This window comes from Pseudomonas gingeri (assembly GCF_013386165.1).
Classification (GTDB): domain Bacteria; phylum Pseudomonadota; class Gammaproteobacteria; order Pseudomonadales; family Pseudomonadaceae; genus Aquipseudomonas; species Aquipseudomonas gingeri_C.
The window spans coordinates 1-14,126 of record NZ_JACAOS010000028.1 but is presented as its reverse complement, the minus strand read 5'-3'; the positions used below and the strand labels follow the sequence as shown (position 1 = coordinate 14,126).

Sequence of the window (14,126 nt, the reverse complement as noted above, 5' to 3'; positions counted from 1 at the left end):
AGCTGCCGCACTCGGTCCTTGTAGGAGCCGGCTTGCTGGCGATGGGGCCTTTGGGGCTTGCACCGTCTGTTCGGCCGCCATCGCTGGCAAGCCAGGCTCCTACAGGTCGGCGTTCCACCACAGGGATAGCTGCCGCACTCGGTCCTTGTAGGAGCCGGCTTGCTGGCGATGGGGCCTTTGAGTCGTGCACCGTCTGTTCGGCCGCCATCGCTGGCAAGCCAGACTCCTATAGGTCGGCGTTCCACCTCAGGGATAGCTGCCGCACTCGGTCCTTGTAGGAGCCAGCTTGCTGGCGATGGGGCCTTTGAGTCGTGCATCGTCTGTTCGGCCGTCATCGCCGGCAAGCCAGGCTCCTACAGGTCGGCGTTCCACCTCAGGGATAGCTGCCGCACTCGGTCCTTGTAGGAGCCAGCTTGCTGGCGATGGGGCCTTTGAGTCGTGCATCGTCTGTTCGGCCGCCATCGCTGGCAAGCCAGGCTCCTACAAGGGGATATGGTTTGGCTTAGAAGGAGGGTGTTTGCTGGCGACGTTTCCACTGGCCCAGACGCTGTTGCAGATTCAACGGACTTTGGATCTGTTGCTGCCGCGCCCGGCTAAACAGAATCAGCGCCAGTTCGGCGGTGGCCAGGGCATCGGCGCTGGCGTTATGCCGCTCCTCCACCTGCAATTTGAAATGGCCGATCCAATCGTCCAGCCCCGCTTCGCGCAAGGTCGCTTGCGGGCAGAGCAATGGCGCCATCTCGGCGACATCGAGAAACGGATGTTGCAGGCGATAACCGAGGCTGTCTTTCAATGCACGGGTGAGCATGTGTTGGTCGAAGGGCGCATGGAACGCCAGCAACGGGCTGTCGCCGACAAACGCCATGAACTCCAGCAACGCCTGCGCCGGATCGCTGCCGGCCGCCAGAGCACTCGGCCCCAGGCCGTGGATCAGCACGCTGGGGTTGACGCTCTGCCCAGGCCGCCACAACGTCCGTTCAAAGCATTGCCCCAGGTCGATGGCGCCGTCTTCGATCACCACCGCGCCTATGGACAGCACCTGGTCGCGGTTCAGGTTCAGGCCGCTGGTTTCCAGGTCGACGACAATCCAGCGTTGTTCCCGCAGCGAACACTCGCCCAGGGGCTTGGCGGCCGGCAGTTGCCTGAGCCGTTCAAGGGTCGCGGCATCGAGTGTCGGCTCGCGGGTTTTCAGCCAGGAAAACAATTTCATAGTTGATACCGCAGGGCCAGACTGCTTTGCAGGCGCTGGGCCTGGCGCAGGGCTTCACGCAGGATGCGTCGGTCCAGCTGGTTGAGGCTGTCCGGATCGACCCGATTGGAATAGGGCAGGTTGTGCCGGGTTTGCAGTTGATGTTGCTGCAGGCGGGTCTGCTGGATGAAGTGATAGGCCTCTTCATAAGCCGCGCCGTCGAGGCGCTCGATCACGTCCTTGGCCACCAGTTGGCGCAGCCGTTCGAGGGTGTTGCCGGCTTCGATGCCATTGGCCAGCGCCAACAGGCGGGCACCGTCGACGAAGGGAGTCAGGCCCTGGACTTTCAGGTCCAGGGTGGCCTTGTCGCCACCGTTGCGGCTCAACACGAACTCGCGCAAACGCCCGACCGGCGGACGCTGGCGCAAGGCGTTGTCGGCCATCATGCGCTGGAACAGCCGGTTGTCGGCGACCTGGGCGAGGATGCCCTGGCGCAACTGCTGGCAAGTCTGTTCCTCGCCCCAGACCACCCGCAGGTCGAAGTAGATGCTGGAGGCCAGCAGGTTTTCCGGCGTGGCTTCACGAATAAAGGCGGAGAAGCGCCGCGCCCATTCGGCCCGCGACAGACACAGTTCGGGGTTGCCGGCCATGATATTGCCTTTGCACAGGCTGAAGCCGCACAGCGCCAGGCTCTGGTTGATCTGCTGCGCCAGGGGCAACAGCTTGCCGCGAATCTCGGCGGCATGGGCGGCGTCGCGGGCCTCGAACAGGATGCCGTTGTCCTGGTCGGTGTACAGCGTCTGTTCACGACGGCCTTCGCTGCCGAAGCACAGCCAACTGAATGGCACGCCCGGGTCGCCCTTGTCGGCCAGGGTCAGTTCGATGACCCGGCAGACGGTGTGGTCGTTGAGCAGGGTGATGATGTGGGTGATCTGGGTCGACGATGCGCCATGGGCCAGCATGCGCTCGACCAATTGGCCGATTTCGCCGCGAATGGCGATCAGGTTGTCCAGGCGCGCCGCGCTGCGGATGGTCCGCGCCAGGTGCACTAGGTCGACCCGTTGCAGGGAAAACAGATCACGCTCGGAGACCACGCCGCACAGGCGCTGGTCCTTGACCAGGCAGACATGGGCGATGTGCCGTTCGGTCATGGCAATCGCGGCGTCGAAGGCGCTGTGGTCCGGGGTCAGGGCGAAGGGCGCCTGGGTCATGTGCTGGTCGATGGGGTGGTTGAAGTCATGCACGCCGTCGGCCACCACCTGGCGCAGGTCGCGCAGGGTGAAGATGCCCAGCGGCGCCTTGGCTTCATTCACCACCACGATGCTGCCGACCTGTTGCTCGTGCATCAGGGTCACCGCTTCGCGCAGCGGGGTGCTCGGGCTGCAGGTCACCGGGTGACGCATCGCCAGTTCGCCGAGGCGGCTGTTGAGGGAATATTGGGTGCCGAGGGTTTCCACCGCCTTGCGCTGCACTTGCTGGTTGACCTGATCCAGCAGGCTGCTGACGCAACGCAGGGCAAAGTTGCGAAAGGTTTCGGAGGACGAGAACAGCTTGATGAACGCCGGTTTGTTCAGTTGCAGGCAGAAGGTGTCTTCGCCGGCCAGGTGTTCGGTGCGGGTGGCCCGTTCGCCGAGCAGCGCCGCGAGGGGGAAACATTCGCCGGTGGTGATTTCGAAGACGGTTTCGGTGCCGCCCTTGGCCGTGTGCGGGCGCTCGCCGACCACGCGGCCCTGCTTGACGATATAAAAGTGCTCCACCGGCCCGTCGACAGGCTTGATGATACTCTCGCCCATACTGTAGAAACGCAGCTGGCACTGCTCAACCAGATAGGCCAGATGGGCGTTCTCCATCTGATTGAAGGGCGGGAATCGCTGCAGGAACTGCAAGGTGCCGTGGATGTTTTGCAACACCGCGGTCTTCCCGGCCTGGGTGAAGGCATCCGTTTTGCTCATGACCGCTACCGCTTTTTTGTCGTTATCAGGGACGCGAAGAATCGCTGTTGCGAGCATGGTCGGCCCCTGTTCCCCGGGTGCCCATTGGACGTAAGTCTAGGTCTGCGAAATGGCCTACAGTTGAATAAGCAGATTCTTAACAAATATCGACTTGGAAAACTTTCCGACGAAGTGCACATTGAGCATCCGTTTAGCGATGTCTGAGCACTGTGCTAGGGGATTGGATTGCCAAGGGATACCAGAGAGCCGTATGTCCGACCACGATATTTTGAGCGATGCCGAGCGCGCGGCCATTCTGCAGGTGATGCAGGCACCGCAATTGTCGTATCAACGGGTCCTTATCGTCGATGACGATCAGGATGCCCGCGAACTGCTGTCGGAAATTCTTGCCCTGCACGATATTCACTGCGTGACCGCCGCCAGTGGCGCGGCCGCTTTTGCGTTGCTGGAGTCCAATCGCACCATCGGTTTGCTGATCACGGATTTGCGCATGGCCGATGATGGGCTGGATCTGATCCGCAAGGTGCGTGACTCGGAACGGGCGGCGCTGCCGATCATCATCGTCTCCGGCAATGCCGAAGTGCGTGATGCCATTGATGCCATGCATTTGAGCGTGGTGGATTTTCTGCTCAAGCCCATCGATACCACGCAGTTGTTGAAGCTGGTCAAGCGTGAGTTGGGGATGGTGCCCTAGGCTGTGTGGGGGGCGCCCTTGCGGGCGCTATCGCGAGCAAGCTCGCTCCTACATTGGAAGCTCGGGCCGGGCGATATTCTGCGGTGAAACACGGCCCCCTGTAGGAGCGAGCTTGCTCGCGATGGCGATCAGTCATTTAACGATGACGTTACCTGACAGAACGCTATCGCAAGCAAGCCCGCTCCTACATTGCTCCCGCAGCGTTACAAGCCGTTACGGGCCTTGAACTCGCGACGCCGACGGTGCAGCACCGGCTCGGTGTAGCCGTTGGGTTGTTTAGTCCCTTCGATCACCAGTTCGACCGCCGCCTGGAAGGCGATGTTGCTGTCGAAGTCCGGGGCCAGCGGGCGGTACAACGCATCACCGGCATTCTGTCGATCGACCACCGGGGCCATGCGCTTGAGGCTTTCCATGACCTGGTCCTGGGTGACGATGCCATGGCGCAGCCAGTTGGCAATGTGCTGGCTGGAAATGCGCAGGGTGGCGCGGTCTTCCATCAGGCCGACATCATGGATGTCCGGCACCTTCGAACAACCGACACCCTGGTCGATCCAGCGCACCACGTAGCCGAGGATGCCCTGGGCGTTGTTGTCCAGTTCGCTGCGGATGTCCTCGGCCGACCAGTCGGTGTTGCTCGCCAACGGGATGGTCAGGATATCGTCGACCGAAGCCCGAGGGCGCTTGGCCAGTTCGGCCTGGCGGGCGAACACGTCGACCTTGTGGTAATGCAGCGCGTGCAGCGCGGCCGCAGTGGGCGACGGCACCCAGGCGGTATTGGCCCCGGCCAGCGGGTGGGCGATCTTCTGTTCAAGCATCGCCGCCATCAGGTCGGGCATCGCCCACATGCCTTTACCGATCTGGGCGCGACCTTGCAGGCCGGTGCTCAAACCGATATCGACGTTCCAGTTCTCGTAGGCGCCGATCCATTTCTCGGCCTTCATGGCGGCCTTGCGCACCATCGCGCCGGCTTCCATGGAGGTGTGGATCTCGTCGCCGGTACGGTCGAGGAAGCCGGTGTTGATAAACACCACGCGCTCGCTGGCGGCCTTGATGCAGGCTTTCAGGTTGACGGTGGTGCGCCGCTCTTCGTCCATGATCCCGACTTTCAGCGTGTTGCGCGGCAGGTTCAGGACTTCTTCGATGCGCCCGAACAGCTCGTTGGTGAACGCCGCTTCTTCCGGGCCGTGCATCTTCGGCTTGACGATATAGACCGAGCCGGTGCGGCTGTTCTTGCGCACGCTGTTGCCGTTGAGGCTGTGGATCGCCGCGAGGCTGGTGAGCAGGCCGTCGAGGATCCCTTCGGGGACTTCGTTGCCGTGGCTGTCGAGGATCGCGTCGATGGTCATCAGGTGACCGACGTTGCGCACGAACAGCAGCGAGCGACCGTGCAGGCTCAATTCACTGCCATCGACGGCGCTGTAGGTGCGGTCGGCGTTCATGGTGCGGGTGAAGGTGGTACCGCCCTTGGCGACTTGTTCCGCCAGGTCGCCCTTCATCAGGCCGAGCCAGTTGCGGTAGATCACCACCTTGTCATCGGCATCGACGGCGGCGACCGAGTCTTCGCAGTCCATGATGGTGGTCAGGGCCGCTTCCATCAGCAGGTCCTTCACGCCGGCGGCGTCGGTCTGGCCGACGGGGCTGCTGGCATCGATCTGGATTTCGAAGTGCAGGCCGTTGTTCTTCAGCAGGATGGCGCTGGGCGCCGCGGCATCGCCCTGGAAACCGATCAGTTGGGCGTCATTGCGCAGGCCGCTATTGGTACCGCCTTTGAGCGCGACCACCAGTTTGCCGTCGACGATCTTGTAGCCCACGGAGTCGACGTGGGAGCCGGCCGCCAGGGGCGTGGCCTCGTCGAGGAAGGCACGGGCGAAGGCGATGACCTTGTCACCCCGGACCTTGTTGTAGCCTTTGCCTTTTTCCGCGCCGTCCGCTTCGCTGATGGCATCGGTGCCATAGAGCGCGTCATACAGCGAGCCCCAGCGGGCGTTCGAGGCGTTGAGGGCGAAACGTGCGTTCATCACCGGCACCACCAGCTGTGGGCCGGCCATACGGGCGATTTCGTCGTCGACATTCTGGGTTGTGGCCTGGAAATCCGCCGCTTCTGGCAGCAGGTAACCAATGTCTTGCAGGAAGGCTTTGTAAGCCACGGCGTCATGGGCCTGACCGGCCCGGGACTGGTGCCAGGCATCGATCCGGGCCTGGAAATCATCGCGTTTGGCGAGTAGGGCTTGGTTCTTCGGCGCCAGGTCATGGATGACCTTGTCGGCACCGGCCCAGAACTGGTCGGCGGTCAGACCGGTACCGGGAATGGCTTCGTGGTTCACGAAGTCGAACAGGACTTTGGCGACCTGAAGGCCACCGACTTGAACGTGTTCAGTCATTGCTTGCCTCACTCTGCTCAGCTATTCAGCTCTTCTATTTAAAGCCTTGCGTGCTTCTCTAAACACAGTACCAGAACATGCCTTTGCAGGCGGCTGGGCGAACCCCTCCCGCGTGAGCGGGCGAGGCTTGGCGTGCTTTCGCAGGCACTCGGGCAGATGTCGTTGCAACGTTATGTAGTGCGTGCTGGCGCATACTACATGATGGATTGCGCTTGTGAAAATCAGACTAAATACGTCGTTTCGCGACCATTGGGTTCTGTCTGGTCATGCTGCGGGCGATGATGTTCTCAAGAAATGCATGGATTGTTCCAGATAAATCTGAAAATGGTACACGATTTGTTTTTCCTTCCGCCGATGCCGGAGGGGCGGTGTGGGGCGTGCCTCAATGCCTGTCAATTAAGCAGCTTGAAGCCAAGCGCGGTCTTGTGGCGAGCGGGCTTGCCCGCGCTGGGCTGCGAAGCGGCCCTCAAACCGGTGATTGCGGTGTATCAGGCAGGCCTCGATCAAAGGGTTTACGACTGCTTCGCAGCCGAACGCGGGCAAGCCCGCTCGCCACAAATCTCAGCTAGGCTTGAGATTGCTCTTAACTGACTGGCATCAGGGCGTGTTTAACCTTTCGAAGGGCGGGCCCGGTGTGAACCACTCGTCTGCGGCCTGCGCGCATAGGGTCTGGGCGAGCTTGTATTTTTTACCCGCAAACTATACTGGGTACTCGGGTATTGTGTGTCAGCCGGTTGTTGGCAAACTCTTTTAGTTCTTCGCCATTGCTGTCTTCATTGTTGTTGCCTCAAACCGCAAGAGTCAGCAGGCAAAGGAGAGCTGTAATGAAAAATAGCAAAAATACCCCTGGGTCTGGAACTTCAGATCAGACAGTTGAGGGCGGTTCGCATGGAGTGATGCGCTTTCCGGATGTTCCATTAAGAATAGTTTCACTTGTGAACGGAGGCTATCTCATTGCCTCCCGGCCAGGCGCAGACATCAGGTATACCCTTGTAGGGAGTCCTTCATATATAAAATTGTGGCGAGTTCTTGCTCATGGAGATAAGTATCATATTCTGACCGCTGTGGGTGATCACGAATACTGGACTGCAGTGGATGAGCGGGCGGTCAATCTCGAAAGATATAGAGAGGGGGACAAGGAACAAGAATGGATTGTTGTGGATGCAGGAGATGGGGTTGTGGGTATAGAAAAACATACAGACGGTCGCTTCAAGTGTTTGACTGTCAATCCGACTGTAGTGGAAGGTAGTGCCGTCTACCTTGAATATAGGGAAACTGCGTTGAAGCAAAATCAGAAATTTAGATTAGTGGTTTAATTCAACTGAAGTTGAGCAAGCCTCTGCAAGAGCAAGGGTTGAGGGAGAGACGACTCCGCCTTCTTCAGGCCGGGAAAATATCCATGGAGCAAAAAGCGGCTTAAGCACCGTAATTGGTGTCCGGGATTACTTGACCCGTTCAGCTTGCTTGCGATGGGGGCTTTGAGATTTGCGTCGTTCTTGCGGCCGTCATCGCGAGCAAGCTCGCTCCTACAGGGGGCGTGTCCAGCCTGATCCCGCAGGTTTGGCCCCTCTTGCCTATACTGGGTCGACCCATGACCAGAGGGCTTTCCCGTGGACCATCTCGTATTGACTGTATTCGCACCCGACAAGGCCGGCCAGGTCGAACAGATTGCCCTGTGTATTGCCGAGCACGGCGGTAACTGGCTGGAAAGCCGCATGTCGGGCCTGGCCGGGCAGTTTGTCGGGATTGTCCGGGTCGAGGCGCCCGCCGAGACCCATGACGCGTTGATCAAGGCCCTGCAAGCGCTCGCCAGCCAAGGGATTCAGATCCAGGTGATTCCCGGTACCGGTGAAGCCCCCGGCCGTTGGAAACCCATTGCGATGGAACTGGTGGGCAATGATCGCCCGGGCATCGTGCGGGACATCACTCGTCTGTTGACGGAACAGGGCATCAACCTGGAACAACTGGTGACCGACGTCAGCCCCGCGCCCATGAGCGGCGACCCGCTGTTCCACGCCGAGGCGATCCTGGCGGTACCGTTTGACCTGCCGCTGGATGCCTTGCAGGCGGGCCTGGAAACCCTGGCCGATGAACTGATGGTGGAGTTGATGTTGCGCAGCGAGGACGAGTGAGGCGGGTTATCCAGTTTTAACGGGGACGGGCCTGTGGATAACCTGGGGAGATCGAGCGCCCGGCCAGGCGGGCCGGGGCTTTTCAGGATGTGAGCAAAAAACGAACAGTTTCAAGGGCTTGTGCACAAACGGCGTGGACCGGCTTGTGGATAACCTTGGGGTAGAAGCCTGTAGGCCACGTGGATCAAGGTCTACAGGCTTTTGTGCGTTTTTTGATCAGTTTTGCCTGTGGATATTCAATCCGCTGTTGCGGCGACGGTCGATTCGCTGCGCTTGCGCAGGCTGAGCCAGGCATCGACGCTGTACACCGCCAGGCCCGTCCAGATGAACACGAAGGCCACCAGGGTGCTGGAGGACAGTTGCTCGCCATAGAGGAACACCGCCAGCAGCAGCACCAGGGTCGGCGCCAGGTATTGCAGGAAACCCAGGGTGGTGTAAGGCAGGTGACGCGCCGCCGCGTTGAAACTCACCAGCGGAATCAGCGTGACCGGGCCGGCGGCGACCAGCCACCAGGCTTGCGAGGTGGTCCAGAATTCGGCCTGGGCGCTGGTGGCGGCCGGGTGCAGCAACAACCAGCCGATGGCGATGGGCACCAGCATCCAGGTTTCCACCACCAACCCCGGCAGGGCCTTGACTGGTGCCTGTTTGCGGATCAGCCCGTAGAAGCCGAAGGTCAGCGCCAGCACCAGTGACACCCAGGGCAGGCTGCCGACCTGCCAGACCTGTTGCGCCACACCGATGGCGGCCAGGCCGACGGCGACCCATTGCAGGCGGCGCAGGCGTTCGCCCAGCAGGAGCATGCCCAGCAGCACGTTGACCAGTGGATTGATGTAGTAGCCTAGGCTGGCCTCGAGCATGCGCCCACTGTTGACCGACCAGACGTAGGTCAGCCAGTTGGCGGCGATCAGGGTGCCGCTCAGGGCCAGGATCGCCAGGCGGCGTGGGTTGTCCCGCAGTTCGCGCCACCAGCCCGGGTGTTTCCACACCGCCAGCAGCAGGCTACCGAACAGGGCGGACCAGAGGATGCGGTGGATGATGATCTCCGCGGCCGGTACGGCGGCGAGGGCTTTGAAGTACATGGGGAACAGGCCCCAGATGGTGTAGGCGCTGAGGCCGAGGATGTACCCGCGACGCGGGTTGGCGGCTTGCATGCAGAGTCCTTTCTTGGGCTGCTGACAAATTGGATATTGTTGGGTGATGCGGTGTTGCTGAAGGCCCTATCGCTGGCAAGCCAGCTCCTACAAGGGTCGTGTAGTGGTTCTGTGCACGGTTGATAGGGTGGCGACCGCTATCACGAGCAAACGCATCACTGTGGGAGCTGGCTTGCCAGCGATGGCGTCTTTTCAGACACCATCGTCAGCAAATCCTGCCACAACCGTCAGAATAATTTCAGCGGTTCTTCATTCAGTGCGGAAAGTTGTTCGCGCAACGCCAGGACCTGGTCGCCCCAGTAACGCTCGCTGCCGAACCACGGAAAGCTGTGGGGAAACGCCGGGTCGTCCCAGCGGCGAGCGAGCCACGCGCTGTAGTGCATCAGGCGCAAGGCACGCAGCGGTTCGATCAGCGCCAGCTCGCGGGGATTGAAGTCGTGGAACTCGCTGTAGCCGTCCATCAGTTCCGAGAGTTGGCCGAGGCATTCCTGGCGGTCGCCGGCGAGCATCATCCACAGGTCCTGCACCGCCGGGCCCATGCGGCAGTCGTCGAGGTCGACGATATGGAACATCTCGTCGCGGCACATCATGTTGCCCGGGTGGCAGTCGCCGTGCATGCGGATGTTCTGGTGCGGGGTCTCGGCGTAGACCTGTTGCACCCGCTTGAGCAGATCGCGGGCCACGGATTCATAGGCCGGCAGCAGGCTGCGGGGAATGAAGTTGCCTTCCAGCAGGGTGGTCAGCGAGTCTTCGCCGAAGTTCTTCACGCCCAGGGCTTCGCGGTGTTCGAACGGACGGGTGGCGCCCACGGCGTGCAGGCGGCCGAGCAGTTGCCCGAGGCGATAGAGCTGGTCGAGATTGCCCGGTTCCGGGGCCCGGCCGCCACGGCGGGGGAACAGGGTGAAGCGGAAGCCGGCGTGTTCGAACAGGCTTTCGCCGTTGTGGATCATCGGGGCGACGACCGGCACTTCGCAGTCGGCCAGTTCGAAGGTGAAGCGGTGTTCTTCGAGGATGGCCTCGTTGGTCCAGCGCTGGGGGCGGTAGAACTTGGCGATCAGGGGTTCGCCGTCTTCGATGCCCACCTGATAGACACGGTTTTCATAGCTGTTGAGCGCCAGGACCCGGGCGTCACTGAGAAAGCCGATGCTTTCCACGGCGTCGAGCACCAGGTCGGGGGTGAGTGTTTCAAACGGGTGGGACATGCTGACTCCTGCGGGCGGCAGGCGGCCGCGTCCGGCCAAGCATGTTAGCGCACCGGGGCTTAGAAAGGTGATGGACTGCTTGTGGTGAGGGGGCTTGGGCTAACGAGTGTGAGTCAGTTAAGAACAATCTCAAGCCTGGCCGAAATTTGTGGCGAGCGGGCTTGCCCGCGCTCGGCTGCGAAGCAGTCGTAAACCCAGGCACCTCGGTGTACCTGATACACCGCGTTTAATGGTTTTAGGGCCGCTTCGCAGCCCAGCGCGGGCAAGCCCGCTCGCCACAAGATCGTGATCGGCTTCAAATGGGTCGTGGGAGCGGAGCTGGTCGGGTCGCCGCGAAGGGCGGATCGTCAGGCACCGATAATCCCTCCATCCTCCCGCCGGATCGCCATCACCGACGAGCGCGGCTTGCCGTTCGGCAAATGCTCGGGGAAGGTCGAGTTGCCGGCCTCACCCGGATGCTGGATGCCGACGAACAAGGTCTTCTGGTCCGGCGAGAAGCTGATGCCGGTCACTTCGCAGCCCACCGGGCCAACCATGAACCGACGGATCTCCCCGCTGGCCGGATCGGCGCAGAGCATCTGGTTATTACCCATGCCGGCAAAATCCCCGGCATTGCTGTAGTCGCCGTCGCTGAGGATCCACAGGCGCCCGGCCTGGTCGAAGCCCAAACCATCCGGGCTGTTGAACATGTTCTGCGGCGTGATGTTCGATGAGCCGGCCTTGGCCGTGCCGGGATGCACGCCGGGGTTGCCCGCGACCACGAACAGGTCCCAGGAAAAATGGTCGGCGCCATGGTCGTCGGCCGCGGCCTGCCAGCGCAGGATCTGTCCGTAGACATTCTTCTCCCGCGGGTTCGGTCCGCCCACCGGCTGACCGTCTTCGCCGCGTTTGGAGTTGTTGGTCAGGGTGCAGTAGACCTGGCCGTCAATGGGGCTGACGACAATCCACTCCGGGCGATCCATGCGCGTGGCCTTGACCACGCTGGCGGCCAGGCGCGCGTGGATCAGCACTTCGGCCTGGCTGGTGAAGCCGTTGCCGGCGTCGATGCCATTTTTACCAAAGGTCAATTCGACCCATTGTCCCGATCCCTTCGGACGATCCGGGTTGCCGTCGCCGTTGTCGAAACGCGCCACGTATAGCGTGCCGTGATCCAGCAGGTCGCGGTTGGCCTTGGGGTGCTTGTGGTCGATCTGGTCGCGGCTGATGAACTTGTAGATGAACTCGCCGCGTTCGTCGTCGCCCATATAGACCACGGCGCGGCCGTCACGGGTTTCGGCCAGCGCGGCATTCTCGTGCTTGAAGCGTCCCAGGGCGGTGCGTTTGACCGGCGTCGATTGCGGATCGAACGGGTCGATTTCCACCACCCAGCCATGACGGTTCAGTTCGTTGGGGTTCAGGGCCATGTCGAAGCGCGGATCGTGGAGGTGCCAGTTGATCTCCTTGCTGCTGGCGACGACGCCATAACGCTTTTGCGCGGCATCGAATTTCTGCTCGGCATGGCTGCTGCCGAAGCAGTCGGTGAAGTTCTCTTCGCAGGTCAGGTAGGTGCCCCACGGTGTCTTGCCGTTGGCGCAGTTCTGGAAGGTGCCGAGGACTTTGCGACCCTGCTTGTCGGCCTGGGTCTGCAGCCAGGGGTGACCGGCTGCCGGTCCGCCGAAGCCGATCGGCGTGTTGCCGTGGATCCGCCGGTTGTAGGGCGAGCCCTGGACGAAACGCCATTGCTCGTCCTGGCGCTGCACTTCGATCACCGATACGCCTTCGCTGGCCTGGGCCTTGCGCACCTCTTCGGGGGATTGCGGCTGGCCGCCGTGGGCGTAGAGGTAGCGGTAGTTGGTGTATTCGTTGTTGATCGCCAGCAGCGCACGATTGTCGTCGCCGGGGAAGGGGAACAGGCTCATGCCGTCGTTGTTGTCGCCGAACTGGACTTCCTGGGCCTTGGCGCTGCCGTTGCCGCTGGGGTCGAAGGCCGGGCCGTTCTTGGCCAGCGGTTGGCCCCAACTGATCAGCACTGAGGAGGTGTAGCCGGGCGGCAAGGTCAGGGTGTCGCTGGTAGCGGCAGCGATGCTGTCGAAGCCCAGCAGTTTGCCGGAGGAGGCGCTGACGCTGGCGGCCATCACGCTGCGGGTCAGCAGGTTGCCGCCGATGAACATGGCCGCGCCGCACAAGGCGCCGGCACTGATAAAACCACGGCGGCTGAGGCCGACCATGTGTTCGAGGTCGGTGGGTTGGTTTTCTTCTAAGAGATTCATGATCAGGCTCCCTGCGGGTCAGGGGCTCACCTTAGTAATGCGGTGTGACGGATTTGTTGCAGGAAAAAGCCGGGGATCGCTGCGCGATCGATCGCCAGCAAGCTGGCTCCTACAAGGGGGATGCGGGCTTCGATTGCTGGCGATGGCGTTATAACGGTGTGCCGAGAATCACCATGGACGGCGCAAACACCGTCTGCACTGGGCTTCCCACGCTCAGGCCGAGGTTTTTTATCTGCTCCGGTGGCGCCAGCGCGCAGAGCGTCTGTCCGTTCGGCAGCGCGATTCTGACCTCCGAAGGGCCGTCTTCGTCCTCGGAAATGGCCTCGATTTGACCGCTTAGAGAATTGTGTCCGGATTTTGCGGGGTGCTCGATGGCGTTCAATTCCAGCCAACCGGCCTTGATCAGGGCGACCACTTCGGTGCCGCTCTCAAGTTCCAGGCGCAGGGTGCTGTCGTGGGTGATTTGTGCCTGGAGGGTGAGACCGTCGGCCAGTGCCAGGCGTACCAAGTCGTTGCGTCCGTGGCGGGTGATGTCTTGCACCGTGCCGTGGAGCTGGTTGCGGGCGCTGGTACGCAGCATCAGGCGGCCGAGCAGGTCGAGGTCGCCGCTGTCTTCGGCGGCTTCTAGGACTTGGGCCTGAATAGTTTGCAGGCGTTGATAAAGACGCAGCACCCGTTCGCCTTCAACCGACAATTTTGCGCCACCGCCGCCCTTGCCGCCGACGCTGCGTTCCACCAGGGGCTTTTGCGCCAGGTTGTTCAACTCGTCGATGGCGTCCCAGGCGGCCTTGTAACTCAGGCCCGCACTTTTCGCGGCGCGGGTGATCGAGCCCTGCTCGGCGATATGTTGCAGCAGGGCAATGCGCTGCGGGCGGCGGACGATATGTTGGGTCAACAGGACGGGCAGGGACATGGGGCGGGCTTCGGGTAGCAGGGGTATTGGGCAAGGTGCCTCTCGGCACTTGTGACGTCAAGCCGAACGCGGTTTCTGTGGGGGCTGGCTTGCTGGCGATGGCGTCCGCAAGGACAGTGCAAGGCTCAAGGGCCTCATCGCTGGCAAGCCAGCTCCTACAAGGGCTTCGGCAACACGATAGTTTTGTGGTGAGGCTCGATCCTGTGGGGGCTGGCTTGCTGGCGATGGCGTCCGCAAGGATAGTGCAAGGCTCAAGGGCCTCA

10 protein-coding genes are annotated in these 14,126 nt (G+C 61.7%); 3 read left to right on the top strand and 7 right to left on the bottom strand.

The genetic code is table 11. The annotated features are described in order from the left end of the window. Positions 1 to 502: 502 nt before the first annotated feature. Both HX866_RS30615 and HX866_RS30610 read right to left on the bottom strand, forming a co-directional pair. A complete protein-coding gene (locus tag HX866_RS30615; protein WP_177095362.1) occupies positions 503 to 1,210 on the bottom strand; it encodes a 3'-5' exonuclease in 708 nt (235 codons plus the stop codon). Beyond that, on the bottom strand, positions 1,207 to 3,141 hold the full coding sequence (locus HX866_RS30610; protein ID WP_177141041.1) for a putative nucleotidyltransferase substrate binding domain-containing protein: 1,935 nt from the start codon (positions 3,139 to 3,141) through the stop codon (positions 1,207 to 1,209). The genes HX866_RS30615 and HX866_RS30610 overlap by 4 nt, the downstream gene beginning before the upstream one ends. A gap of 250 nt (positions 3,142 to 3,391) precedes the next feature. Here HX866_RS30610 and HX866_RS30605 point away from each other — a divergent pair, with 250 nt between their 5' ends. Beyond that, complete coding sequence (locus HX866_RS30605; RefSeq protein ID WP_177095366.1) at positions 3,392 to 3,835, top strand: response regulator; 444 nt, start codon at positions 3,392 to 3,394, stop codon at positions 3,833 to 3,835. Positions 3,836 to 4,038: 203 nt separating this feature from the next. On the opposite strand, the gene HX866_RS30600 is transcribed toward HX866_RS30605, so the two are convergent. After that, positions 4,039 to 6,216, bottom strand: a complete 2,178-nt coding sequence (locus tag HX866_RS30600) for a malate synthase G (protein WP_177141040.1) — start codon at positions 6,214 to 6,216, stop codon at positions 4,039 to 4,041. Between the two features lie 824 nt (positions 6,217 to 7,040). Here HX866_RS30600 and HX866_RS30595 point away from each other — a divergent pair. Continuing rightward, complete coding sequence (locus HX866_RS30595; RefSeq protein ID WP_177095371.1) at positions 7,041 to 7,532, top strand: hypothetical protein; 492 nt, start codon at positions 7,041 to 7,043, stop codon at positions 7,530 to 7,532. A gap of 294 nt (positions 7,533 to 7,826) precedes the next feature. Continuing rightward, positions 7,827 to 8,348 (top strand): glycine cleavage system protein R, encoded by a 522-nt coding sequence (locus HX866_RS30590; RefSeq protein ID WP_177095372.1) that lies wholly within the window; start codon positions 7,827 to 7,829, stop codon positions 8,346 to 8,348. Positions 8,349 to 8,584: 236 nt separating this feature from the next. Here HX866_RS30590 and rarD read toward each other — a convergent pair whose 3' ends face one another. The 4 genes from rarD to HX866_RS30570 form a co-directional block, all read right to left on the bottom strand. Next, positions 8,585 to 9,499 carry an EamA family transporter RarD gene (gene rarD / locus HX866_RS30585; RefSeq protein ID WP_177095374.1) on the bottom strand — a complete coding sequence of 305 codons (915 nt, stop codon included), beginning with the start codon at positions 9,497 to 9,499 and terminating at the stop codon, positions 8,585 to 8,587. 227 nt (positions 9,500 to 9,726) lie between these two features. Next, positions 9,727 to 10,701 carry a serine/threonine protein kinase gene (locus tag HX866_RS30580; protein ID WP_177095376.1) on the bottom strand — a complete coding sequence of 325 codons (975 nt, stop codon included), beginning with the start codon at positions 10,699 to 10,701 and terminating at the stop codon, positions 9,727 to 9,729. Between the two features lie 347 nt (positions 10,702 to 11,048). Then, entirely contained in the window at positions 11,049 to 12,950 is a 1,902-nt protein-coding gene (locus HX866_RS30575; RefSeq protein WP_177141039.1) for a PhoX family protein, read from the bottom strand. A gap of 148 nt (positions 12,951 to 13,098) precedes the next feature. Further along, positions 13,099 to 13,863 (bottom strand): TOBE domain-containing protein, encoded by a 765-nt coding sequence (locus tag HX866_RS30570; protein ID WP_177105824.1) that lies wholly within the window; start codon positions 13,861 to 13,863, stop codon positions 13,099 to 13,101. Positions 13,864 to 14,126 lie beyond the last annotated feature (263 nt).